General features: G+C 29.6%; 26 protein-coding genes, 1 pseudogene and 1 riboswitch. Of the genes and pseudogenes, 13 read left to right on the forward strand and 14 right to left on the reverse strand.

What is annotated here, in order from left to right; genetic code table 11:
* Positions 1-9: 9 nt before the first annotated feature.
* From J5A73_RS08030 to sufC, 14 genes and pseudogenes are all read right to left on the reverse strand, one after another.
* Positions 10-540 carry an adenine phosphoribosyltransferase gene (locus tag J5A73_RS08030; RefSeq protein WP_211614683.1) on the reverse strand — a complete coding sequence of 177 codons (531 nt, stop codon included), beginning with the start codon at positions 538-540 and terminating at the stop codon, positions 10-12.
* Between the two features lie 41 nt (positions 541-581).
* Positions 582-1034 (reverse strand): NUDIX hydrolase, encoded by a 453-nt coding sequence (locus J5A73_RS08035; RefSeq protein ID WP_211614685.1) that lies wholly within the window; start codon positions 1032-1034, stop codon positions 582-584.
* A gap of 13 nt (positions 1035-1047) precedes the next feature.
* Positions 1048-2310, reverse strand: coding sequence for a hemolysin family protein (locus J5A73_RS08040; protein ID WP_249069223.1), 1263 nt, complete (start codon positions 2308-2310; stop codon positions 1048-1050).
* Between the two features lie 127 nt (positions 2311-2437).
* A complete protein-coding gene (gene accB / locus J5A73_RS08045) occupies positions 2438-2914 on the reverse strand; it encodes an acetyl-CoA carboxylase biotin carboxyl carrier protein (RefSeq protein ID WP_211614689.1) in 477 nt (158 codons plus the stop codon).
* A 142-nt stretch (positions 2915-3056) separates the two neighbouring features.
* Entirely contained in the window at positions 3057-3191 is a 135-nt protein-coding gene (locus tag J5A73_RS10705) for a hypothetical protein (RefSeq protein ID WP_256438636.1), read from the reverse strand.
* 184 nt (positions 3192-3375) lie between these two features.
* Positions 3376-4224, reverse strand: coding sequence for a bifunctional methylenetetrahydrofolate dehydrogenase/methenyltetrahydrofolate cyclohydrolase FolD (gene folD / locus J5A73_RS08050; protein WP_211614692.1), 849 nt, complete (start codon positions 4222-4224; stop codon positions 3376-3378).
* Between the two features lie 12 nt (positions 4225-4236).
* Positions 4237-4884 carry a redox-sensing transcriptional repressor Rex gene (locus J5A73_RS08055; protein ID WP_211614694.1) on the reverse strand — a complete coding sequence of 216 codons (648 nt, stop codon included), beginning with the start codon at positions 4882-4884 and terminating at the stop codon, positions 4237-4239.
* Between the two features lie 55 nt (positions 4885-4939).
* Positions 4940-5872, reverse strand: a complete 933-nt coding sequence (fmt, locus tag J5A73_RS08060) for a methionyl-tRNA formyltransferase (protein WP_211614696.1) — start codon at positions 5870-5872, stop codon at positions 4940-4942.
* 18 nt (positions 5873-5890) lie between these two features.
* A pseudogene (def, locus tag J5A73_RS08065) lies at positions 5891-6417 on the reverse strand (peptide deformylase).
* A 143-nt stretch (positions 6418-6560) separates the two neighbouring features.
* Positions 6561-7004: a Fe-S cluster assembly sulfur transfer protein SufU gene (sufU, locus tag J5A73_RS08070; protein ID WP_211614700.1), complete on the reverse strand. Its 444-nt coding sequence runs from the start codon at positions 7002-7004 to the stop codon at positions 6561-6563.
* A gap of 71 nt (positions 7005-7075) precedes the next feature.
* A complete protein-coding gene (locus J5A73_RS08075) occupies positions 7076-8275 on the reverse strand; it encodes a SufS family cysteine desulfurase (protein ID WP_211614702.1) in 1200 nt (399 codons plus the stop codon).
* Positions 8276-8513: 238 nt separating this feature from the next.
* Positions 8514-9641, reverse strand: a complete 1128-nt coding sequence (sufD, locus tag J5A73_RS08080; protein WP_211614704.1) for a Fe-S cluster assembly protein SufD — start codon at positions 9639-9641, stop codon at positions 8514-8516.
* A gap of 117 nt (positions 9642-9758) precedes the next feature.
* The gene (gene sufB / locus J5A73_RS08085) at positions 9759-11171 is read right to left on the reverse strand and encodes a Fe-S cluster assembly protein SufB (RefSeq protein WP_211614706.1); all 1413 of its coding nucleotides are present in this window, start codon (positions 11169-11171) and stop codon (positions 9759-9761) included.
* Between the two features lie 43 nt (positions 11172-11214).
* Complete coding sequence (gene sufC / locus J5A73_RS08090; RefSeq protein ID WP_211614708.1) at positions 11215-11961, reverse strand: Fe-S cluster assembly ATPase SufC; 747 nt, start codon at positions 11959-11961, stop codon at positions 11215-11217.
* A 414-nt stretch (positions 11962-12375) separates the two neighbouring features.
* On the opposite strand from sufC, the gene J5A73_RS08095 reads away from it, so the two are divergent.
* The 13 genes from J5A73_RS08095 (at position 12376) to J5A73_RS08155 (ending at position 26179) form a co-directional block, all read left to right on the forward strand.
* Positions 12376-13725, forward strand: coding sequence for a cobyrinate a,c-diamide synthase (locus J5A73_RS08095; protein WP_211614710.1), 1350 nt, complete (start codon positions 12376-12378; stop codon positions 13723-13725).
* A gap of 194 nt (positions 13726-13919) precedes the next feature.
* Positions 13920-14705 carry a 30S ribosomal protein S2 gene (gene rpsB / locus J5A73_RS08100; protein ID WP_211614711.1) on the forward strand — a complete coding sequence of 262 codons (786 nt, stop codon included), beginning with the start codon at positions 13920-13922 and terminating at the stop codon, positions 14703-14705.
* 107 nt (positions 14706-14812) lie between these two features.
* Entirely contained in the window at positions 14813-15010 is a 198-nt protein-coding gene (locus J5A73_RS08105) for a PspC domain-containing protein (protein WP_211614713.1), read from the forward strand.
* 148 nt (positions 15011-15158) lie between these two features.
* The gene (locus tag J5A73_RS08110; RefSeq protein WP_211614715.1) at positions 15159-15854 is read left to right on the forward strand and encodes a lipopolysaccharide assembly protein LapB; all 696 of its coding nucleotides are present in this window, start codon (positions 15159-15161) and stop codon (positions 15852-15854) included.
* 128 nt (positions 15855-15982) lie between these two features.
* Positions 15983-16864: a translation elongation factor Ts gene (gene tsf, locus J5A73_RS08115; RefSeq protein WP_211614717.1), complete on the forward strand. Its 882-nt coding sequence runs from the start codon at positions 15983-15985 to the stop codon at positions 16862-16864.
* A 66-nt stretch (positions 16865-16930) separates the two neighbouring features.
* Positions 16931-17641, forward strand: a complete 711-nt coding sequence (pyrH, locus tag J5A73_RS08120) for a UMP kinase (protein ID WP_211617405.1) — start codon at positions 16931-16933, stop codon at positions 17639-17641.
* Between the two features lie 19 nt (positions 17642-17660).
* Entirely contained in the window at positions 17661-18218 is a 558-nt protein-coding gene (frr, locus tag J5A73_RS08125) for a ribosome recycling factor (RefSeq protein ID WP_211614719.1), read from the forward strand.
* 44 nt (positions 18219-18262) lie between these two features.
* Positions 18263-18439: riboswitch (Lysine riboswitch) on the forward strand.
* Positions 18440-18583: 144 nt separating this feature from the next.
* A complete protein-coding gene (gene lysA / locus J5A73_RS08130; protein WP_211614721.1) occupies positions 18584-19894 on the forward strand; it encodes a diaminopimelate decarboxylase in 1311 nt (436 codons plus the stop codon).
* A 36-nt stretch (positions 19895-19930) separates the two neighbouring features.
* Positions 19931-21148, forward strand: coding sequence for an aspartate kinase (locus J5A73_RS08135; RefSeq protein WP_211614723.1), 1218 nt, complete (start codon positions 19931-19933; stop codon positions 21146-21148).
* Between the two features lie 11 nt (positions 21149-21159).
* Entirely contained in the window at positions 21160-21801 is a 642-nt protein-coding gene (locus tag J5A73_RS08140; protein ID WP_211614725.1) for a hypothetical protein, read from the forward strand.
* Between the two features lie 40 nt (positions 21802-21841).
* Positions 21842-22693: a diaminopimelate epimerase gene (dapF, locus tag J5A73_RS08145; RefSeq protein ID WP_211614727.1), complete on the forward strand. Its 852-nt coding sequence runs from the start codon at positions 21842-21844 to the stop codon at positions 22691-22693.
* Between the two features lie 20 nt (positions 22694-22713).
* Entirely contained in the window at positions 22714-23598 is an 885-nt protein-coding gene (gene dapA, locus J5A73_RS08150) for a 4-hydroxy-tetrahydrodipicolinate synthase (RefSeq protein WP_211614729.1), read from the forward strand.
* A gap of 148 nt (positions 23599-23746) precedes the next feature.
* Positions 23747-26179: a glycogen/starch/alpha-glucan phosphorylase gene (locus tag J5A73_RS08155; RefSeq protein WP_371813431.1), complete on the forward strand. Its 2433-nt coding sequence runs from the start codon at positions 23747-23749 to the stop codon at positions 26177-26179.
* The last annotated feature ends 102 nt before the right edge of the window (positions 26180-26281 follow it).

Here is a 26281-nt window from a genome sequence, read left to right on the forward strand (position 1 = left end):
TTTTTTGTATTAGTAAATTAGCTGAGAATATACTTCGTATCCATCTAAAAGTTCTCTTCCTTTTAAATCGGCAAGTTCAATCATAAATGCTAATTCCACAACTTTAGCTCCCAATTTTTCCACTAATTGAACCATCGCTTTAGCAGTTCCACCAGTTGCCAATAAATCGTCGACTATTAATATTCTATCATTTTTAGAAAAAGCATCTTTATGAATTTCTATGCTATTTTTCCCATATTCCAAGCTATACTCGACGCTTTCAACTTCAGCGGGTAATTTTCCTGGCTTTCTTGCTGGAACAAATCCTGCTCCAATATTATAAGCAATTGCAGCACCAAAAATAAATCCTCTGGCATCAGCTCCTACGACATAGTCAATTCCTTTATCTTTATATCTCTCTGTCAAATCTTTTATAATAATTTGTAATCCCTCTTTATTTTTAAGAGCCGTTGTAATATCTCTAAAAATTACACCTTTTTCAGGAAAATCCTCTATACTTCTCACTAAATTTGCAACAAATTCTTTTTCTTTTTTATTCATATTTTTTTGTCCTCTTTTTCTTTTTTATTTTTATCATTTTTTTAGTCATTCCATAAATTTCCTAAATAATCTTCAACTTTTTCCCCATTCATAATTTTAATAAGATTATCTTTAATATTCGGATAAATCGTCAATTTTTTTATTTCATCTTTTCCAAAAAATTTTAAATCTGCAAGTACAGCTTCATGTCCCAATTTCATAACTTTGTCATCTCTATTTTCTCTGTGAACGCTATAAAATAAATTTAGTACATGTCGACTTTTATCTGGCGAAATTGTTTCAGAAAAGAATAGAAATTTATCGACTTTTATGTCAAGATTTGTCTCTTCTTTATATTCACGAATTACAGCCTCTTTTGTACTTTCTCCCCAGTCATTTCCGCCACCAGGAATTAGCCAATATTTTTTATCATTTTTTTTGTGCTGAATTAATAAGATTTTATCATCTTCAATAAGTATTCCTGCCACTCTTATGCGAGGTCTTAACTCTTCCATTTTTTTACTTCTCCTATTCTTCTTCTTTTTTTTCTAAAATAACTATTCTGACTCTTTCCACTCTTTTATTGTCAGTGTCCAACACCTTCATAACAAAGTTATCTTCTTTAATTTGGTCAAAGACATCTGCAACTTTTCCTAACTTATCTTGAATATAACCTGATATTGTGTCATATTCCTCAGATAACGGAATATCTAAATCAAGTTTTTCGTTTATTTCTTCAATAAGCGTGTCACCTTTTACATCGAATATTCTTTCTCGAATTTTTTGAATACTTTCTTCCTCTTTATCAAATTCATCCCTAATTTCTCCAACAATTTCTTCAAGCAAATCTTCAATTGTTACAATTCCCTGTGTTCCACCATATTCATCAATCACAATTGCCATATGAAGCTGTTTTGTCTTAAATTCTTCCAAAAGTTCCACAAGAGATTTTGTAATTGGCACATAATATGCTTCTTTCATAAATTCTTTCATCGAAAGGTTGCCACTGCTTTTGTCATTTGCATAACGAAGTAAATCTTTTATATGAACCGTTCCCACGATATTGTCGATTGTCCCAGTATAAATCGGCATTCTAGTAAATTCTTGTTCCAAAATTTCTTCCCAGACATCTTCTAGCTTACTTTCAGAATCTAACGCAAAAACATCTCTTCTTGGTGTCAAGATCTCTTTCACAGTCATATCGGCAAATTCTATTATACTTGAGATCATTTCTTCTTCGCCTTCTTCAATAGCTCCACTTTGAGTTCCCGCTTTTACAAATGTTAAAATTTCTTCTTCTGTTATTTCAAACATCTGATCTTTCACTTCTATTTTAAACATTTTCATAATAAATCGTGAAATGTGTATAAAAAGCGAAATAATTGGTTTTATCGCAATTCTTAATGTATTTAACGGAATTATCGCAGTTTTTGAAATTTCATAAACTTTTACTCTTGCGATAAGCCTTGGAATCATTTCAGCAAATATTAAAATTATTATTGAGAAAATGAAAAATGCTAAATAAAAATATAATTTTTTCTCAACAAATTGTTTTATTAAATTTACTTCTAAAAAAATTAGAAAAGAACACAAAATTGTTTTTACAAACAAAAGCGTTGTCAAAAGCTCATTTGGATTTTTCAACCACAATTTTAAAAGTTTTCCCTCTTTTACATCTTTTTCATTATCACCGTTAATCAAATGAATTTGCCTAAGTGATAAAAGCGCTGATTCAGCTGTCGATAAAAATGCTGTAAAAAACAGCACAACTATAAATAACACAATATCCATTGATATTATTTTCTCTCCCAATTTTTATCCCTTCTTTTTTAATAATTCTATTCAAAAAATATATTTAATTTTAAAAAATAATTTTTTTAAATAATTTTTTATAAAACAAAAATTTTATTTTTTAAATTTATTCTATTATAATCAAAGTTTGACCTTTTTTAATTGCATCTCCATCTTTTGCCAATATTTTTTTTACTGTTCCTGAAACTGTTGATTTTACTTCATTCATAAGTTTCATGGCTTCTACAATACAAAGTGTCTGACCTTTTTCAACTTTTGCTCCCTCTTTTACAAATGGCGGTGTATTTGGCGATGGCGCTGAATAAAAAGTTCCAACCATTGGCGAAGTAATTTTATTTCCTGTGATTTCTTCATTTTCTTCACTTGATTTTTCTTCTTGCACTTCCACAGATTGTTCTTGTATTGGCGCTGCATTTGAAACTACATTTTGTGGAACTGCTCCCGCACTAACTACAACTTTTTTTTCTTTTCTCTTCTTGCTTAACATAACTTCAAAATTATTTTCTTCATATTTTACTGTTTCAATTTTATTTTCATTCATGCTTTGTGCTAATTCTTTAATAAATTTAATCTTTTCTTTCATTTAATTTCTCACTTTCCTTTTTTTCATAATTTTTTACCCCTATATTATACATTGATTTTAAATAAATAACAATAAAAATATTATTCAATTTTCATTTTTATTAAAAAAGACCAGTTTTTTATGCTGATCTTTTTTACATCAATTATAAAATTTCATAAGCCACACCGTAATCCTTTGCCGCTATTTGCCTTGCCTCTTGAATAGATTTTGCCGCTATTTTAATTACTAATATTTTCCCAGTTTGTCTATCTTTTATTCTAATTGCATATGTTACCATAATTGATACACTTCCTTTTTTACTTTTTCTTCATTCTTTATTTTTCTATTTCTTTGTTTTTTTATTTCTTTATTTCTTTATTTCTTTATTTTTCTATTTCTTTATTTCTTTATTTCTTTATTTTTCTTTTTACTTTTTATTTATTTTTTTTATTTCTTTATTTTTACTTGATTTTTCAACTTTTTTATAATTTATTTTTATAACTTTTAAATGTATTTTTTATAAGACTTGCAATTGTCATAGGTCCAACTCCGCCAGGAACTGGTGTTATAAAACTAGCTTTTTCAAAAATTTCGTCAAAATCCACATCTCCACAAAGTTTTCCATCCACACGATTTATTCCCACATCAATTACAACCGCATTTTCTTTTATATCTCTACCTTTTATCAATTTAGGAACTCCAACGGCTGCGACAACTATATCAGCTTTTTGTAATTTCTCGCTCAAATTTTTAGTTTTTGAATTACAAACTTGCACAGTCGCTCCACTTTGAATTAAAAGCAGTGCAAGCGGTTTTCCAACTATATTACTTCTTCCAACAATTACAGCATCTTTTCCCAAAAGTTCAATTTTATACTCTTCAAGCATTTGCATAATTCCATACGGAGTGCATGGCAAAAAACCTGTCTTGTCACCTATCATCATTTTTCCAATGTTTTCAGTGTGAAATCCGTCAACATCTTTTGAACTTGCAATTTCATTTATAACTTTTAATTCATTAATATGCTTTGGAAGTGGCAATTGCACCAAAATTCCGTCAATTTTTTTATCTTCATTTAATTTTCTTATTTCGCAAAGCAACTCTTCTTGCGTAATGTTCTCTGGCAATTTTATATTTTCAGAATAAAATCCAACTTTTTCACAAGCTCTTATTTTATTTCTCACATACACTTGCGAAGCCGCATTTTCTCCGACTATAATCACTGCAAGTCCCGCACTTCTCCCAATTTTTTCTTTAATTTTATCGTGCTCTTCTTTTATATTTTCAAAAATTTTTTGTGAAAGCACTTTTCCATCAATAAGTTTTCCCATAAAACCTCCATTTTATTTTTCTTCTTTATTCAATCTCCAAAAATTTAACTCTTGCAATTTTGCCGAAATGTCAATATTGACAACTGTTATATCCGAACCTAGCTCAAGTTTGTAAGTCGTCATATTCAAAATGGCTTTTATTCCATTTTTTACAAGCTGTTCTGCAGCGAATTGCGCCTGTTCCTTTACAACAGCAAGAATTGCCGTATCAACTTCTCCACAAAAATTTTCTCTAAATTCCTTTACATAATTGACATCACGAATTTCAAGATTTTCAGAAACAACTTTTCCTATTTTATCTTTATCTTTGTCAAAAATTCCAACAATCTGAAACCCTTTTCCCAAAACATTGCTGTTTGATGAAATCATTTCTCCCATTTTCCCGTGTCCAACAATTATAACATTATTCACTCTATTTATTCCTAAAATATCTTCAATAATTTCAATTAACTTAGAAATATCATAACCTTTTCCACGCACACCAAAATCTCCAAAAGTGGATAAATCTTTTCTGACTTGTGCCGATGTAGTGTTCATTATTTTGGCAAGTTCAATTGAATTAATTTCATTTTCATATTTTTGAATATCTTTTAAAATTGATAAATATTCTGTCAATCTCTGAATCACTTTTTCTGAAATTTCCAATTTTTTAAATTTCATTTCAACACTCCTTTTCAAAAATATATAAATTTTTATAATTTATTTTTACTAAAATTTATTTTAAACATTCACCAATAGCCATTTTTCTTCCGTTAATTACATCTACTCCTCTTTGAAGTTTTTTCCCTTGAAATTTCACTTCAAGTAAAACTAAAGCTCCATTTTTAACTTTTACAACAGGTCCTTTTTTGTTTATAATATCGACAATTTGACCATTTTGTCCTTCATATTCTTTATCTAATTTTTCAGTTTTATAAATTTTTATATTTTCATCTTTTTCATTAAAAGTATGTGCTGCTGGAAATGGATTTAACCCTCGAACTTGATTAAAAATCACTTCTTTTGTATTATTCCAATCAATTTTAGCCTGTTCTTTCGTAATTGGTTTTACAAATGTTGCAAGACTCTCATCTTGTTTTGTAGCTTCGACCTTTCCAGTTTCAATCAATTTCAGTGCTTTTTCAAGTCCTATTGCTCCCAAATCCTTCAACTTGTCGTGCAAAGTTCCAAGCGTGTCATTCTCCAAAATATCACAGCTTTCTTGCAATATCACATCGCCTGAATCCAATCCTTCCTCAATGTACATTATGCTCACGCCACTTTTCGTGTCACCGTTTAAAATTGCTGAGTGAATCGGAGAAGCACCTCTGTATTTTGGTAAAAGCGAAGAGTGAACATTAATTATTCCATATTTTGGTATATCTATAATTTCTTTTGGTAAAATCTTTCCATAAGCCACAACTACGATTAAATCTGGATTTATCTCTTTTATTTTTTCAATTATTTTTTCATCTTTTATTTTTTTTGGCTGAATAACTTCAATTTCGTTATCAATTCCAAACTGTTTTACTGGCGAAAAAATTATTTTGTTTCCTCTGGCATTAACTTTATCTTCTTTCGTAAAAATTGCCTTCAAATCCGTATTTTTTGCCACAACTTCCAAACTTGGAATTGCAAATTCTGGCGTTCCCATAAATATTGTTTTCAAAAAATTTCACTCCTTCTTTTAATCCAAATCTTCCCTATAAATTCTACCTTTGCTAAAATCTTTTTTCAAAACTTCTATTTTTTTGCAACAAGCCTTTTATTCATAACAGAAAGCCGCTCTGTAAACAAAATTCCGTCCAAATGATCCAGTTCATGCTGAAATGCTCTAGCCCACATTTCATCAAGCTCTTCTTGAACTTCAGTTCCATTTTCATCAAAATATTTAACTTTAATTTTCTTAGGTCTTACAACCTTTTTATAAATTCCAGGAATACTCAAGCATCCTTCTTCAAAATCCACCTTTTCTTCACTAAATTCTAATATTTCTGGATTAACGACCTTTTTCACAACTCCTTCGTACTCGAGCACAAAAAATCTTTCAGGAATATCAACTTGATTTGCAGCAAGTCCCACTCCATTAGCTTTTCTCATCAAATTAACCATTTCATTCAATGTCTCTCTCAGTTCATCATCAAATTTTTCCACTTTCTCGGCAACTTTCTTTAAAGTTGGATGTCCAAATAATACTATTTTTAATTCTTTCATTATATTTAATTTTTTCTCCTTAATTTTATTTTCTTGTTTTTTTATTTTTCTTTTTTATTATTATTTTACCATATATTTTAAAAATTTCACAATTTTTTATTTTATAAAAACTCTTTAAAAAGTTCAAAATTTAATTATTTTTTTTATTTTTTATTTTCTACAATCACTTTTAGTGAATGCCAACTAAGCGTAGCACATTTTACCCGAGCTGGCATTTTAGCCACATATTCCAAAAGCACTGCATCTCCTAATTTTTTCATTTCTTCCTTTGTCAATTTTTCTTTATTTTCATCTATGCTCATCATTTTGAAAAAAATGTCAACTTTTTCTTTTGCTTCTTCCAAAGTTTTTCCTTTTATCAAATCAATTAACATTGCCATTGAAGCAGTCGAAATAGCACACCCAGAGCCGATAAATGCCGCATCCACAATGATATTATTTTCCACTTTTAATTCCAATGTCAAGTCATCTCCACAATTTGGATTGTGACCTCTTTCCACATAAGTTGGATTGTCCATTTCATGATTTAATTCTTTTCTACGGCTATATTCCAATATTGTCTGCTGATAAATTCTCTCCAAATCCATTTTTTTATCTCCTTTTTTATTATTTTTTATTTCCAAAAATTTGTAATTTTTAATTTTTAATTTTCGATTTTTTACAATTTAAAAACTTCCTTTACTTTCAAAAGTCCTTCAATTAATTTTTGAATATCACTTTCATCATTGTAAATGCTAAAACTAGCACGGCAGCAAGACGCAACTCCAATATATTTCATAAGTGGCTGTGCGCAGTGATGACCTGATCTCACGGCTACATCAAAAGAATCCAAGATGAATGCAACATCGTGCGAATGAACTCCAATCACATTAAACGCAATAACTCCTGTTCTTTCCACATCTTTTGTAAAATAAGTTTCCACAAAATCAAGTTTATTTAATTCTTCTAGTGCTTTATTTGCCAAATTTTCCTCAATTTTTTCAATTTTTTCATACCCAATTTCGCAAATAAACTTAATCGCCTCTTCCAGAGTCACAGCTCCTTCCACATTTTGAGTTCCGCCTTCAAATTTATTCGGTAACTGCGCAAAAGTTGATTCCTGTTCTGTAACAAATTCAATCATATCTCCACCGTACAAAAATGGTGGCATTTTGTCCAAAATCTCTTTTTTTCCATACATCACACCAATTCCCATAGGTGCAAAAATTTTATGTCCTGAAAATACCAAAAAATCTGCATCTAATTCTTGCACATCGTGTTTAAAATGAAGCATTGACTGTGCTGCATCAACCAAAACCAGAGCATTTTTACTGTGAGCTATCTCAATTATTTCTTTTATCGGCTGAATTACACCTGTTACATTCACAACCGCAGAAACTGCAACAATTTTAGTTCTGTCAGAAATTTTATTTTTTAAATCTTCCAAGTCAAATTGTCCATTTTCTGTAAGATAAATATATTTTAACTTAGCTTTTTTTTGTTTTGCCACAAATTGCCAAGGCACAATATTGGCATGATGATTTGAAATTCCTAAAATAATCTCATCGTTTTCGTTTATAAAATTCATTCCATAAGTATAAGCGACTAAATTTATACTTTCAGTTGTATTTTTTGTAAAAATCACTTCTTCGGCTCTTTTTGCATTTATAAATTTTCTCACACATTCTCTTGCATCACTTAACAGCGACTGTGCTTCCACAGATAATTTATGTGACCCTCGTCCAGGGTTTCCATTATACTTTTCATAATATTCTCTAATTTTATCCAGCACAACTTTTGGCTTTTGAGAAGTTGCAGCTGTGTCTAAATAATGATTTTCTATATTTGAAAATATCGGAAATTTATTTTTATAATTCATTTTTATTTTTTTCTTCCTTTCTTAAAGAGTTTTATTTTATTTTAAATTAAATCATATTATTTTATTTTAAAAATTATATTATTTTATTTTAAATTTTTTTATTTTTTTATTTATTTATTTTTTTATTTATTTTTTTATTTTAAATTTTTAAAAAATATAATTTAACCCACTTCACTACTACTTAAAGTATAGCACTCAGTGGGTATTTTTTCAAATTTTATATTTCTTTATATTTTTTTTATATTCTTTTTTCCAATTCTTCTAATAAATGCTCTCTTAATGTTTCATCATCGATATTATTTAATATTGGTTTAAATGACGATTCCACAATTAATTTTTTTGCTCTGCTCTCAGATAATCCACGGCTCATCAAATAAAACAGCTGTGATTCATTGACTTTTCCAATTGACGCATAATGTTCTCCAATTACATCGTCTTCATCACAAAATAATGTCGGAATTGAGTGAACATTTATATTTTTGTCCAGCAAAATGGCAAATTCTCCTTCTCTTCCTTCCGATTTTGAAGCACCTTGCTTAAAGTACATATTTCCACGAAATACTTTAGTTGCAGTATCTTTTACAGCTCCTCTTCCGTGAATGTCTCCCAATGTTTTTCTGCCGTAAAATACTGTTGAATATTCCAAGTCAACTTTTCTATCTCCATCAGCCAAATATCCTGGAAATACATACGCCTGTGAATTATCTTCCAATAAATATGAAGTGTGGCTAACTGCATTTACTTGCGCCCCTAGCTCAACGCTGTAATAATTTACGATTCCCTGCCCTTTCACTTCAATTTTAGAGCTTTCAAAATTTCTGCTTTTTGTATTCAATGTTTGAATTTTTATTATTTTCACATTTGAATTTGCTCCAGCAAACACTTTTATAACTCCGTTGTGATAACTTTCGGCATCGTCACTTGAATTATAGCTTATAATAATTGTAGCGCTTGCAAAATCTTCCACTTCAATCACATTGTAGTCAACCAAAAAATTATTTTCTTTATCTGTTACATAAGTCAAATAAATTGGATGTTCAATTTTTTTTCTCTCTTTTATTTTAATAAATTGTCCCTGATTATAAAAAGCAAAATTTTGTAATTTAAAAAACTCTCCAAGTCCGTATTCATAACTACTTTTCAATCTTTCCAAATCTTCTAGAGAATCATTAATCCCTTTTATTTCCACACCTTCTTGATTTTCATTTTTTGCTGAAAAATTATCAAATTTTTTAAATTCTTGCGGTTCTTCGTATTTATATTTAACTCTTTTCCACTCAGGTTTTTTCAAGTCTTTATATTTTTCAAAAACTTTTAGCCGGTATTCGCTATTTTCAAGATTTTCTAAACTTGTCTTTTCTAGCATCCCATTTCTCCTTTACAAATTAATATTTTAATTATATTTATTTATTTAAAAATTAAAATTTTTAATATCTTTTTATTTTATTTTATTTTTTGTTAATTTTAAAAAAATTTAAAAATTTTATCCAATTGTTCCTTCCAATTCTAATTCAATAAGTTTATTTAGCTCAACTGCATATTCCAGTGGCAATTCTTTTGAGATTGGCTCAACAAATCCTCTTACAATCATCGCTTTTGCTTCATCTTCACTAATCCCTCTCGACATCAAATAAAAGATTGCCTCATCACTAATTCTTCCAATTTTAGCTTCGTGCCCTATATCGACGCTGTCATTTCTTATGTCAATTATAGGTATCGTATCTGAAGACGAAATATTGTCTAACATAAGCGATTCACATTCAACTGTCGCTTTAGTTCCAGTCGCTTCTGGCATAACTTTTAAAAGACCTCTGTAAAAAGCCGCTCCCCCATTTTTAGAAATGGATTTTGAATGTACTGTCGAAGTCGTATTTTTTCCAATGTGTACAATTTTACAACCAGTATCCAAATTTTGTCCACTTGATGCAAAAGTAACTCCTGTAAATTCACATCTTGAACGATCCCCTTTTAAAATACTCATCGGATAAAGCATTGAAACTCTTGACCCAAATGAACCTGAAACCCATTCAATTACACCATCTTCTTCAACTAGCGCTCTTTTAGTATTTAAATTATACATATTTCTTGACCAGTTTTCTATCGTAGAATATCTAAGTCTAGCACCTTTTCTTACAAAAAGCTCAACTGCTCCAGCGTGAAGCGCATTTTTCTGATATTTTGGCGCAGAGCATCCTTCGATAAAATGTAAGTCCGCACCTTCATCAACAATTATTAATGTATGCTCAAACTGTCCAGCTTCTGGCGCATTTAATCTAAAATAAGATTGAAGTGGCATATTGACCTTTACACCTTTTGGCACATAAATAAACGATCCTCCCGACCAAACTGCTCCATGTAGTGCTGAAAATTTGTGATCATTTACTGTAATTAAAGTCATAAAATATTCTTTTAGAATATCTTCATATTCTTTGATGGCTGTTTCAATATCCGTATAAATGACACCTTGCTCAGTTAATTCCTTATGAATACTGTGATACACAACTTCTGAATCATATTGCGCTCCAACTCCTGCAAGTGACTGTTTTTCCGCTTCAGGAATTCCAAGTCTGTCAAAAGTATCTCTTATATAACTTGGCACATCGTCCCAATTTTCATTCATTGGCGCAGAATCTGGCTCCAAATAGTGAATTATGTCATTCATATCCAAGTCCGACAAATCTGGACCCCAATCAGTCATCGGCTTTGAATTATACACTTCTAGCGCTTTTAGTCTAAAATTTAACATCCATTCCGGCTCATTTTTTCTAGCAGAAATTTTTCTAATTATTTCTTCTGTCAACCCCTTTTGAACTTTATATCTGTATTTAACTTCGTCTTTTATGTCATAGACTCCCCGTTCAATATCTGCGACATATGTTTTTTTTCTTGTTTCCATAATTTCCTACACTTTCCATTTTTTAATTTTTTCTCTTAAAATTCTATAACCCAAATTGCTTTTTCATTTCTCCATAACCATTTTTTTCAATTTCTTCAACTATTTCCTTTCCACCAGTTCTCACAATTTTTCCATCCATCAGAATATGTACAAAATCTGGATCTAAATAGTCCAAAACTTTGTCGTAGTGTGTTATAATTAAAAGCGCTGTATCATTTGTCTTTAATTTTTGCACACCTTCAAACACGATTTTTGTCGCATCAATGTCAAGTCCCGAATCAGTTTCATCTAAAATCGCCAATTTTGGCTCAAGCACTGCCATTTGTAAAATTTCATTTTTCTTTTTTTCTCCTCCAGAAAATCCTACATTCAAATGTCTTTGAGCATACTCTGGATTGATGTGAAGTTTTTCCATCTTTTCTTCCAATTCATTGTGAAATTGCATCAAATATTGTTTTTCCCCAGTCACAGCCTCTTTCGCTGTTCTCAAAAAATCTTCCACTGTTAGTCCCGGAATTTCTTCAGGATATTGAAATGACAAGAAAATTCCTTTTTTTGCTCTCTCATCAACAGTATCATCGTTAATATTTTCTCCGTCCAAAATAATATTTCCACCGATTAATTTATGTTTCGGATTTCCCACCAGAATACTTGCAAGCGTAGATTTTCCAGCACCATTTGGTCCCATTATAACATGAACTTCCCCTTTGTTAATGTTTAAATTAAGACCTTTTAAAATCTCTTTTCCCTCAACTTCAGATCTTATATCTTTTAATTGTAATAAACTCATTTTATTTTTACCTCCAAAATATTTTATTTATAAATGTTTTTTTCTCAAACAAAATTTACAATTATATTTTATCAAAAAATTGTAATAAAATCAATTATGAAATAATTTATTTTTTTTATAAATTTACAATAATTAGAATTTTAAAATTATTTTATTTTAAATTTTCAAAAAAATAAAGTATAATAATATACAAAAAAAACAATTTTTATAAAAAAAAAAATTAATTAATTAATAAAATAATAATTAAAATAAAAATAAATAAAAATAAATAAAAATAAATAAGAAGAAGAAGAAAGAAGAAATAAAATAAAAAAATATAAATAAATTAATAAATTAATGAATTAATAAATAAAATTTAAAAAAAAAAGAAAAAAAGAAAAGTAAAGAAAAGAAAGGAAAAAAATAAAAATAAAAATGAAAAAAGTTAAAAAAATATTGATTGCTGGAACAAACAGCGGAAGTGGAAAAACAACAGTTACAAGTATTCTTATGTCTTGCCTAGAAAATGTCGCTCCTTTTAAAGTAGGTCCTGACTATATCGACACAACTTATCACGAGATTTTCACGGGAAATAAGTCACATAATTTGGATATTTTTATGGTTGGTGAAGAAAATATGAGAAACATTTTTGAAATTTATTCACAAAATAAAGATATTGCGGTTATTGAAGGAGTTATGGGACTTTTTGACGGACTTTCCAATGAATTTGACAATTTTAGTACAGCACATGTTGCAAGAATTTTAGATATTCCAGTGATTTTGGTAATTAGTGCTAAAGCGATTTCTACAAGCTGTGCCGCCATCGCTCTTGGCTTTAAAATGCTAGATCCTAGAATAAATATATGTGGCGTTATTTTAAATAATGTGAGTTCACAAAGACACTATTTGAGCTTAAAACAAGCTATAGAAAAATATGCAAATATTGAATGTCTCGGGTATGTTCCAAAAAATGAAAGTTTGGCGCTTGAAAGTCGACATTTGGGATTAAAATTGGCGTTTGAAGAAAATGAAGCTGAAATTTTGCAGCGAAAAAATTTATTTTGTGAAATTGGAGAAAAATATTTGGATTTGGAAAAAATTAAAAAAATTGCTAAAAATTTTGAGCCAGAAATGACTTTTGAGAACTGGGAAAAAATTAAAAATTTGAAAAACAAATACTTTGGCAAAAAAATTGCAATTGCAAAAGACAAAGCTTTTTCTTTTTATTATCAGGAAAATCTTGACTTATTAAAATTTTGCGGCTTTGAAATAATTGAATTTAGTCCGATTTTCGATAAAAAAATTCCAGAAAATATTGATTTTATTTACTTTGGTGGTGGTTATCCAGAACTTTTTGCAAAGGAGCTGCAAGACAATATTTCTATGAAAAAAAGCATTTTGGAACAATTTGAAAAAGGAACAAAAATTTATGCGGAATGTGGCGGATTTATGTACTTAGCTAAAAAAATCCATCTATTAGATGGTGCAAATTATGACTTTTGCGGAATTTTTGACTTAGAAATAAAAATGCGAAAAAATCTTAATATCAAGCGTTTTGGATACATAAATATTGAAACAGGAAATGAGATTAAATTAAAAGGACATGAATTTCACTATTCTGAAATAGGTGAAAATAAAGAAAATTTTACATTTTATAAAATTTTTAAAAATGACGATAGAAAATGGAATTGTGGATATAGAAAAAAAAGTGCTCTTGCAGGATATCCACATATTTCTTTTTTCTCAAATTTAGAATTTTTTAAATTTTTAGTTGAAGAATTGTGATTTTAACAATTTATTTAAAAAGTATCGAATTAAAAATTTTATTTTTATATTTGACAAAAAATATATATCAATGTTATAATATTGTGAATTAATCACACTTTGTATTATTTTGCGATAGGGTGTTGCAAATTCTGCAATCTGTTGCAAAAGAAAAGTGGGAGAAAAAACCAAAAAAATTTAGGAGGAAATTAGTAATGGCAGTAATTACAATGAAACAATTATTAGAAGTAGGAGCACATTTTGGACACCAAGCAAAAAGATGGAATCCAAAGATGAAACCTTATATTTTTACAGAAAGAAACGGAATCCACATTTTGGATTTACACCAAACTTTAGAAGCAACTGAAAAAGCTTATGAATTTGTAAGACAAATTTCTGAAGAAGGTGGAAAAATCTTATTCGTAGGAACTAAAAAACAAGCTCAAGAAGCTATTAAAGAAGAAGCCCAAAGAGCTGGAGGATTTTATGTAAACCACAGATGGTTAGGTGGATTATTAACTAACTTAGAAACAATTAAAACAAGAGTAAAAAGATTAAAAGAATTAGAAGAAATGGATGCTGATGGAACTTTAGACGAAGCATACACTAAAAAAGAAGCTGGATTATTAAGAAAAGAAATGGCAAAACTTTCTAAAAACATCGGTGGAATTAAAGAAATGAACACACTACCAGCTGCATTATTTGTAGTTGACATCAAAAAAGAATTCTTGGCATTGGAAGAAGCTAAAAAATTAGGAATTCCTGTAATTGCATTAATCGATACAAATGTAGATCCTGATTTAGTAACTTACAAAATTCCTGCAAATGATGACGCTATAAGATCAGTAAAATTATTCTCTCAAGTTATCGCAAATGCTGCAATTGAAGCTAACGGTGGAATTGAAGCAAACGCTGATGAAACTCCATTAAACGAAGAATTTGAAACTACTGAAGAAGTTGTAGAAGAAGTAGTTGAAGAAGAAGTACCAACTGAAGAATAATATTTATAAATTAAAATTATTAAAATTATAAATTGATACACTAAAAATACAAAATTATTTAATTTTACAAAAATAAAATTAAAAATTGTATTTTAGGGGGTAATATTATGGAAAAAAAATTATACAAATCAGTAAAAGATAGAAAAATAGCAGGAGTTTGTGGTGGAATCGCGGAATATCTTAATGTTGATTCAAATGTTATAAGAATAATCTGGGTTTTATTTGCATTCGGATTTGGAAGCGGAATACTTGCATATGTTATTTGCGCTTTAATTTTAAGTGATAATCCATCTGAATATCGATAATTAAAACAATTGATTTTTTGCTAAATATATAAAAACAATAGGGAAATAAAGTCATTTCCCTGTTCTTGTAAAATAGAAAATTTAAATTAATAAAGAAATGAACTCACATTTTTATTGGTCAAAAATAAAAAAGAAATGGTGAGCGATTATGAAAAAAGTTTTGATTGGACTATTTTTAATAGCAAGTTTAAGTGTTCTAGGTGCAAACAGCCAGAAAAAAACTGTGAGCACTTCAAATTATACTGAAAATATGGATAATCAGTATTTTACAGTAGATGGAAGCCTTATGAATCTGTATTCAAAAGAAAAGACTGAATTTAAAAATAAATATATGGCTTTATCTGAAAAGAGTGATAAGAAAAATCTAATTGCATTACTAAAAGAATATGTTAAAAAATATCCAAATGATGCTTATGCTTATGAAGAAATAGGAACTGATTATGATATACTAGGTAATTTAAAAGAGGCAGAGAAGTATTATTTAAAAGCAATTGAGTTAGGAGATAATGACACAGGAGCGTATTCACTGGTTTTATTATACAGTGATGAAAATTTTCTAAAATTATTAAATTTAACTGCTAAAGAGAAAACTGAAAAAAAGAACATAGTAGACAAATATGTAAAGCAACTATCAGATGTTGGTTTTACGCACGAGAAACTTAAAGAACTTAGAAGCCACAAACAAATGGCATTAATTGGTAATGCTTATTCAATATACCGATTAGCAGTCCATTATTCTGGCACTAAAAATTATAAGATGGCAGAAAAATATGCGAAGGATTTTTTAGAATTTGATAACGAAAATCCAGAAATTTTAAATATACTAAAAAATATTTCAAAATAATTTTTTTAACAAAAAGATAGCAAGAAGTCTCTAACTTCTAAAAGTTGGAGTAGTTCACTAACAAATTGGTTATTAAACAAAATAAAAAAAACAAAAATTAGAAATAAATAATATAGGAGGAAAATAAAGTGGCAATTACAACAGCACTTATTAAAGAATTAAGAGAAAGAACAGGAGCAGGAATGCTTGACTGTAAAAAAGCTCTAGGAGAAAATGACGGAGACATCGAAAAAGCAATTGACTGGTTAAGAGAAAAAGGAATTGCTAAAGCAGCTAAAAAATCAGGAAGAGTAGCAGCTGAAGGATTGGTATTCGCAGCAGTTTCTGAAGATAGAAAAAAAGGTGCTATCTTGGAATTTAATTCAGAAACAGATTTCGTTGCTAAAAATGACGAATTTAAATCATTTGGAGAAAAATTAGTTACATTGACTTTGGAACACGATTTGACAAGTGAAGATGAATTAAAAGCATTTGAACACGAAGGAAAAACTATTGAAACTCATTTGACAGAATTAATCGCTAAAATTGGTGAAAACATGAACATCAGAAGATTAAAATTAGTTGCAACTACAGGATTTATCGAAACTTATATTCACTTAGGTGGAAAAATTGGAGTTTTATTAAATGTAAATGGTGAAGCAACTGACGAAAATATCGAAAAAGCAAAAGGAGTTGCAATGCATGTAGCTGCAATGGATCCTAAATATTTGGATAAATCACAAGTTACAACTGCTGACTTAGATAGAGAAAAAGAAATTGCAAGACATCAATTAACTGCTGAAGGAAAACCTGCAAATATAATTGAAAAAATATTAGAAGGTAAAATGAGAAAATTCTACGAAGAAAATTGTCTAGTTCAACAAAAATATGTAAGAGACGACAAAGTTACTGTTGAAAAATTCATCGCTCCATGCACAATTATTTCATTTGACAGATTTAAAGTTGGAGAAGGAATCGAAAAAGAAGATGTAGATTTTGCTGCAGAAGTAGCTGCTCAATTAGGACAATAATAATTAATCATTTTAAGGGGATAAAATCCCCTTTTTTTAAAAAAATTTATGAAAGGGTTGGATTTTGTGTTAAAATATAAAAGAATACTTTTAAAATTAAGTGGTGAAGCACTTGCAGGAGACAAAGAATTTGGATTTTCAAACAAAGTTTTAGAGAGTTTTGCAAAACAAATTAAAGAAGTTCACGAAAAAGGTGTAGAAATAGCTATCGTAATCGGTGGTGGAAATATTTTTCGTGGAATAAGCGGAATGGAGAAAGGGTTTGACAGAGTTACTGGCGACACAATGGGAATGCTTGCAACTATCATGAATGGACTTGCACTTCAAAATTCAATTGAAAATCTAGGAGTTCCAACTCGTGTTATGACCGCTCTTCAAATGCCACAAGTAGCTGAACCTTTTATCAGAAGAAAAGCTATAAGACATTTGGAAAAGGGAAGAGTTGTAATTTTTGCAGGAGGAACAAGTAACCCTTACTTTACGACAGATTCATCGGGAGCGCTAAGAGCTGTAGAAATACAGGCTGATGTACTTGCCAAAGGTACAAAAGTTGACGGTATTTATGACAAAGATCCTATGAAATTTGACGACGCTGTAAAATATAACACAGTTTCATTTGACGAAGCAATTTCAAAAAATTTAGGCGTGATGGACACAGCCGCACTTTCTCTTTGCAGGGAAAATCAAATGCCAATCGTAGTTTTCAACGCACTTGAAGAAGGTAATATCTTAAAGATGGCGCAAGGGGAAACTATTGGAACAACAGTAAAAAAATAAATAAAAAGGTGGTAAAAAAATGCTAAATACAATTTTAAAAGAAACTGAAGACAAAATGTCAAAATCAGTTGAAAATACAAAAGAGAGATTTTCTCACACAAGAGCAGGAAGAGCAAATGTTTCTATGCTTGACGGTGTGACAATCGAAGCTTATGGTGCACCAACTCCACTTAACCAAGTGGGAACAATTTCAGCTCCAGAAGCAAGACTTCTAGTAATCGATCCATGGGATAAATCACTAATAAAAGTTATTGAAAAGACAATTTTACAAGCAAACTTAGGATTTAATCCTTCAAATGATGGAAAAGTTATAAGACTTCTAGTTCCAGAATTAACTGAAGATAGAAGAAAAGAATATGTAAAAATGGTAAAAAAAGAAGCTGAAGAAGGAAAAATTGCCATAAGAAACATAAGAAAAGATGTTAATAATAAACTTAGAAAACTAGAAAAAGATAGTGAAATTACTGAAGACGAATTAAAGACAAATGAAGAAAAAGTTCAAAAAACAACTGACAAATACATCGCTGCAATTGATACAGCTCTTGCTGCAAAAGAAAAAGAATTATTAACTGTGTAAAAATTCTTTACAAAAGTTAAAAAATTGGTTATAATAATAAATATAAAAAAGATAGAGGTGCGATTATTATAAGTAGATTTACGGAGAATGGTCAATTTGATGAAATAAATTGAAAGGAATAATTGCCGAAGTACAAAGTTTGACCAGCTTTGATACTGGGTCTGTGGAGAATATCCGTAGAACTGTCATTATCAATAAGATAATGGGGAGCTGTCAGATATAATTCATTATTTAAAATTAAAAGTTAAAGATAAATGTATGTTTTATATGCTGATATGCTATTATCAGCATTTTTAATTATTAATTTTTTTAAATGCTGAATAAAATAAAAAATAAATTAAATAATACGAAAGGATAATAATTTAATGAAATTATTTGGAACGGCAAAAATTAATGAAAAAGGGAATTTATCAATAGGAGGAGTTGATACGATAGAGTTGGCAAAAGAGTTTAAAACGCCACTTTATGTAATGGATCAGGAATTGATTGAAACAACTATTGATAAAATGAAAGAGGCTTTTCAATCATCAAGATTTAAGACAAGAATAGCTTATGCAGGGAAAGCATTTTTGACAACTGGGATGATTAAATTGGTTGAATCTAAAGGATTGGATTTAGATGTGGTGTCTGGTGGAGAATTGTATACGGCACATAAAGCAGGATTTCCGATGAAAAGAGTGCATTTGCATGGGAATAATAAATTGGTGAATGAGATTGAAATGGCTGTTGAATATGGGATTGATACGATTGTTGTAGATAATGAAGATGAAATTGCTAAGATTGAAAAAGTTTGTAAGGAAAAAGGTAAGAAACAAGCGGTTTTAGTGAGAATTGATCCAGGGATTGAAGCACATACGCATCATTATATAAAAACTTCAGGACTTACATCGAAATTTGGGATTTCACTTTTCCAAGAAAATTTGATTGATATTGTAAAAAGATTGAATGATAGTCCATATATTGAATTTAAAGGGTTCCATACACATATTGGTTCACAAATATTCCAATCTGCATTTTTTATATTTGCGTTAGATGAAATTTTCAAATATTTGGATAGATTGAAAAAAGAATTAGGAATTGTAGTTCACACAGTAAATATGGGTGGAGGATTTGGAGTTTATTACAAAAATGGAGATGATCCTAAGCCGATTGAAGAAGTACTTAGCGAAATTATAACTTATACTGAAGCAATGGAAATTAAATATCAAATTGGATTTAAAGAACTTTGTATTGAGCCAGGAAGAAGTATTGTCGGAAATGCGGGAACTACTTTGTATGAAGTTGGTGGAATTAAAGAAACTGTTGGTGGAAAAACTTATGTGTTTATTGATGGAGGAATGTCAGATAATATAAGAACTGCACTTTATCAAGCTGAATATGAGGCTGGTGTTGTTAATAAAATGGAAGATACTGACACAAGAGATGTTACATTAGCTGGGAAATTGTGTGAATCGGGAGATATTATTATTCAAAATGGTAAATTGCCAAAATCGACTAAAATTGGGGATATAGTTGCAGTTGGTACGACAGGAGCTTATTGTTATACAATGTCAAGTCACTACAACAGAATGGTTACGCCAGGAGTTGTATTTGTAAAAGACGGTAAAGCAAAAGTTGCTGTTAGAAGAGAATCTTATGAAGATTTATTGAGAAATGATGAAATTTTTGAATTATAATAAAAATTAAAAATAAAAAAGGAAGGTGTATTTATTGTGATTATCGTGCATAAATATGGTGGTACTTCGGTTGCCACAACAGAAAAAATTATGAACATTGCTAAATATTTGGGAAGTGTAAAAGACGCTGGAAATGATGTTGTTGTTGTTGTTTCTGCTATGGGAAAGACAACTGACGCACTTATTAAATTAGCTCATGAAATAACAGAAAATCCAAGTTCAAGAGAAATGGACAGACTTATGTCAACAGGAGAACAGCAGACAATTTCACTTTTAAGCATTGCTTTACAAACTTTGGGATATGACGCAATTTCACTTACTGGAGCTCAAGCGGGAATTAAAACAAGCGGACATTACATGAAAAATAGAATTGACAACATTGATGCAAATTCTATAAAAAAACATTTAAACAGTGGAAAAATCGTTGTAGTTGCTGGATTCCAAGGAGTAAATGAAGCTGGAGATGTGACAACTCTAGGTCGTGGAGGTTCTGATACATCAGCAGTTGCATTGGCGGCAGCTCTTGAAGGAAAATGCGAAATTTATACAGATGTTGATGGAATTTATTCAATCGACCCAAGAGTTTACAGTGATGCTAAAAAATTGCCATTTATTTCTTATGACGAAATGATGGAACTAGCTTATTTAGGAGCTGGAGTGATGGAACCTCGTGCCGTTGAATTAGGTGGAAAATATGGAGTTGAAATCTATGTAGGAAAATCATTAGGTGAAAAAAATGGAACAATAATAACTTCAATCGAAAAAATAAAGGAGAATAAAAATATGGAACAAAAAGTAATCACAGGAGTGTCAATAAACGAAAATACAATAATGGTAAATGTGGAGGAAATCCCAACAAATGCGCAAAATGTTTCTGAAATTTTTGAAAAAGCAGAAAAAAGTGGAATAAATATAGATATGATTAGTCAAAATGATGTTTCTAGTCACCACGGAAGTTTTGCTTTCACTTGTCCAAAAACTGATATGGCAGCTCTTGAAAAAATTGGAAAGGAAATCGAAGAAAAATATGAAAAAACTTCTTTTATAGTAAATCCTTATGTAACAAAAGTTTCAATTGTAGGAATTGGTTTGATAAGCAATGTTGGCGTAGCTTCAAAAATGTTCAAAATTTTAGCAGAAAACGACATAAGTTTTCACCAAATTTCAACTTCGGAAATAAGTATTTCTCTAATTGTCGATGAAGTGATGGGTAAAAAAGTGGCTGAATTATTTGCTAAAGAATTTGATTTATAGGAGGCTTTGCATTGAAAAAAATATTATTATTTTTACTATTGTTTATTAACATTCTATCCTTTAGTGAATTTAATGATAAAGCTCAATTAAAATCAGCAATAAATAAAACAATAAATCAGTTTAATGAAACTGAAAAAAATAAATTATTTAATGAAATGATGAAAAAAAAATCAGTTTTGACTGATGAGATGATACAATTCAACGGTATGGAAGTGGCAGATAAAAAGAAACAAAAATCATTTAGAATCTTGATGGAAATGATTACAGAACAACATTTAAAAAATATTATCTATAATTCGAAAATTGAATTGTATGATATTAAGAATATATCAAAAAACAAGGCAAATGGAACTCTTGAATTAAAATTTGTAGATGCACTTGATACTTTAAGTAAATTAAAAGAATATATGTTAAAAAAATATGAAAAAAATGGTCAAGTAGATTTGGACATACTTTTAAATGAAAAAATAAAATCTGAAATATCTCAATATTTAGATACTTATTCAAAAAACTTAATGAAAAATGATAAAAATATCTCAGAAATTATGGACATTGAATTAAAATTTGAATTAAAAGGAAATGAATGGATTTCAAAAGAAAGTATCTCAGATTATATACTAAAAAATTTTCTAGAAAATTATAAAAATAATTAAAATAATTTATTAAAATTAAGAAATTAATGGAGGTTAAATTATGTTAAAATTTGAAAAATATCAGGGAGCTGGGAATGACTTTGTCATTGTAAATGAAAGAGACTTGATAGAAAAAGGAATTCCTGATTACAATGAATTTGCAGCTCAAATTTGTGATAGACATTATGGTATTGGTGCAGATGGACTTATAATTTTAAAATATGTGGCAAATATGCCATTTATGTTCTTTTTTAACTCAGATGGAAGTCAAGCGCCTATGTGTGGAAATGGAATCAGATGCTTTTCTCAATATCTAACTAACAATCATTTGGTTGATGGCAACGAATTTACAGTAAAAACTGTTCCTGGAGATTTGACTATCAGAACAAGTTACGACTGTGAAAACGATGTTTTTAACGCTCGTGTAAATATGGGAAAACCTATCTTTGATGTAAATAAGTTAATTAATACCGAAAAAGAGAGATTTTTAAAAGAAAAAATTACAGTTGATGGAAAAGAATTTGAAATTTCTTACATTTTTACTGGAACTGACCATAGTGTAATTTTCGTCGATGAATTTGACAACAAAATTATTAATACTTTTGGGAAAAAAATTGAAAATTATACTGAATTATTTCCAAAAAAAGTTAATGTGAATTTTGTAAAAGTTTACGACAAGACTCACATTGAAGTTATCACTTGGGAGAGAGGAGCTGGAAGAACTCTTGCCTGTGGGACAGGTGTCACTGCCGCTGCTGTTTTAGCGAGAATTTTTGGCTATACAGAATACAAGGTCAATGTAAAAGTACCTGGTGGACAGCTTGTCATAGAATATGACAAAGAAGGTGACGACGCTTTTATGACTGGACCTAGTGAAAAAGTTGCCGAAGGATTTTATAAATATAAAAGATAAAAAATGGAGAGGATTAAAAAATGAAATTTGAAGGATCTTATGTTGCTCTAATTACGCCATTTAAAAACAATGGAACTGAATTAGACGAAGATAAATTGCGTGAATTAGTAAATTATCACATTGAAAATGGAACAGCTGGAATTGTACCTTGTGGGACAACTGGAGAAGCACCAACACTTACATTTTCTGAACACGAAAAAATTATTAGAATTGTTGTGGAAGAAGTAAAAGGAAGAATTCAAGTTATCGCAGGAGCTGGTTCAAATAATACAAATAGAGCGATAGAACTTACAAAATATGCAAAAGAATTGGGAGCAGATGCTGCACTTAGCACTTGTCCATATTACAACAAACCAAGTCAGCGTGGACTTTATGAACATTACAAAAAAATTGCAAACGAGTCAAAATTTCCTGTGATGTTATACAATGTTCCTGGCAGAACTGGAACAAATATCGAACCTGAAACAGTTGCAAAATTGGCAGAAATTCCAGAAATTGTAGCTGTAAAAGAAGCGACAGGAAGTCTTGAACAAATGATTAAAATTCAAAATTTATGTGGCGACAAAATTGAAATTCTATCAGGAGAAGACCATTTAATCTTACCAATGCTATCAATTGGAGCAAAAGGAGTAATTTCTGTTGTTGCAAACATTATGCCGCAAGAAATGAATGATTTAATCAGTTCATTTTTAAACAAAAATTTTGCAAAAGCGTTTGATTTACATACAAAACTTTACGATGTCAGCAGAAATATGTTTTTAGAAGGAAATCCTGTCACAGTAAAGGCTGCTATGAAAATTTTAAAAATGATAGACAACGACGATGTGAGATTGCCACTTGTTTCAGCAGAACAAAAAACTTATGAAACATTAACAAAAGTTTTTAAAGAAAAAGGTATTTTATAGAAATTATAATTAAATTTTATCTTTATAGATAAATTTTAATATTTTTTTAATTGAAAAATTTTAAAAAAAAGGGTAAAATATCAGTTGAAAAAATTGAAAGTCTTTTAGGAGGAAAAATGACAATTGATAAAACAGAATTGAAAAAAGTATTACTAGAGAATTAAGAGCAAACTTTGGTAAAACTGTCGAAGAAGCTCACGAATATGAATTGTATTATGCAGTTTCTCGTGCAACTTTGGAATATGTTGTAGAAAAATGGTACAACACTAAAAAAACTTATGCCAAAAAACAGGCAAAACAAACTTATTATTTCTCTGCAGAATTTTTAATGGGAAGATTCATGGGAAATAATTTGATTAACTTAAAAATTAATGATGTTATTAGAGAAACTTTGGATGAATTCGGAGTTGACATTAACAAACTTGAAGATTCTGAAATGGATGCTGGACTTGGAAATGGTGGACTTGGTAGACTTGCCGCTTGTTTCTTAGATTCACTTGCAACTTTAAAATTACCTGGACACGGATATGGACTTCGTTACAAATATGGAATGTTTGAACAAAAAATCGAAAATGGATTCCAAGTTGAATATCCTGATGATTGGACAAAATATGGTGACCCTTGGTCAATTAAAAGAGTTGACAGAATTTTTGAAGTAAACTTTGGTGGTCAAATTGAAGTTCATAAAGATGAATACGGAAAAGAATATTATAAAATGATAAACACTGAAACTGTTCATGCAGTTCCTTACGATGTACCTGTAGTAGGTTACGGAAATGACACTATAAATACATTGAGATTGTGGGAAGCAAGATCACCTGAAGGGTTTGACCTAAAATTATTCAATGATCAAACTTATTTACAAGCTTCAGCAAAAGCGGTAGAAGCTGAAGATATTTCAAGAGTATTATATCCAAATGATACTAAAAAAGATGGAAAACAATTAAGATTAAAACAGCAATATTTCTTTACTTCAGCATCATTACAGGATATTGTAAGAAGATACAAATCAATCTATGGAAACGATTTCTCAAGATTTGCTGACAAAATTGCAATTCAATTGAATGATACACATCCAGTTGTTGCAATTCCTGAACTTATGAGAATTTTCTTAGATGTAGAAAAATTAGGTTGGGATGAATCTTGGAACATCTGTAAAAAAGTATTTGCTTATACAAACCATACAATTTTATCAGAAGCATTGGAAAAATGGGATATCGCTTTATTCCAATCACTTTTACCAAGAATTTACCAAATTGTAGAAGAAATTAACAGAAGATTTGTTCTTGAATTACAGCAAAAATATCCAGGAGATTGGAAAAGAATTAACAAAATGTCAATTATTGGAAACAGACAAATTAGAATGGCATGGCTTGCAATAGTTGGTTCACACAAAGTAAACGGAGTTGCAGAACTTCATACAGAAATTCTTAAAAATTCAGAATTAAAAGAATGGAACGAATTGTATCCTGAAAAATTCTTAAACAAAACAAACGGAATCACTCAAAGAAGATGGCTTCTAAAATCAAATCCTGAGTTAGCCGCTTTAATTACAGAATTAATCGGGGACAAATGGATTACTGATCTATATGAACTTAAAAAATTAGAAAAATATTTAGATGATGACAATATTTTAAATAGAGTTTCTGAAATTAAATTTAACAACAAGAAGAGATTGGCTGATTACATAAAAGAAACAACTGGTGTTGAAGTTGATCCACATTCTATCTTTGACATTCAAGTTAAAAGATTGCATGAATATAAAAGACAACTTTTAAATGTTTTACACATTATGGACTTGTATAATAAATTAAAAGAAAATCCATATTTGGATGTAGAACCTAGAACTTTCATCTTTGGTGCAAAAGCTGCCGCTGGATACAGAAGAGCTAAAGGAATTATTAAATTGATTAACTCAATTGCAGAAGTTATCAATAACGACTCATCTATCAACGATAAAATTAAAGTTGTGTTCTTAGAAAACTACAGAGTTTCACTTGCTGAAAAAATATTCCCAGCAGCAGATGTATCAGAACAAATTTCAACTGCAAGTAAAGAAGCTTCAGGAACTGGAAATATGAAATTTATGTTAAATGGTGCATTGACACTAGGAACAATGGACGGAGCAAATGTAGAAATCGTTGAAGAAGTTGGAAATGATAATGCATTTATTTTCGGACTTTCAGCTCAAGAAGTTGAAGCATACCAAGCTAACAACGAATACAACCCTTATGAAGAATATATGAATGTAGAAGGTCTTAAAAAAGTTATTGACCAATTGGCAGATGGAACTTATGACGATAATCACACAGGTATCTTCAAAGAATTACAAAATTCATTGTTATACGGTGTAGATGGTTCAAGACCTGATGTTTACTTCTTATTAAAAGATTTCGCATCTTACAGGGAAGCACAAGACAAACTTCAAAATGCATTTAAAGATAAAAGAGAATGGACTAGAAAAGCTCTTAAAAATATCGCAAATGCTGGTAAATTCAGTTCTGACAGAACAATTGCAGAATATGCAAAAGAAATTTGGAACATTGAACCAATTGAAGTTAATAATTATATTGAAGATTAATCTTCTTAATATTAAGATCCAAATTAACATTAAAATTAACAATAATAAAATGATAAAAAGAATCTCAAATTTATTTTGGGATTTTTTTTTATTATTTTTATT

The organism is Leptotrichia sp. oral taxon 218 (assembly GCF_018128225.1).
In the GTDB taxonomy this organism is placed as follows: Bacteria; Fusobacteriota; Fusobacteriia; order Fusobacteriales; family Leptotrichiaceae; genus Leptotrichia.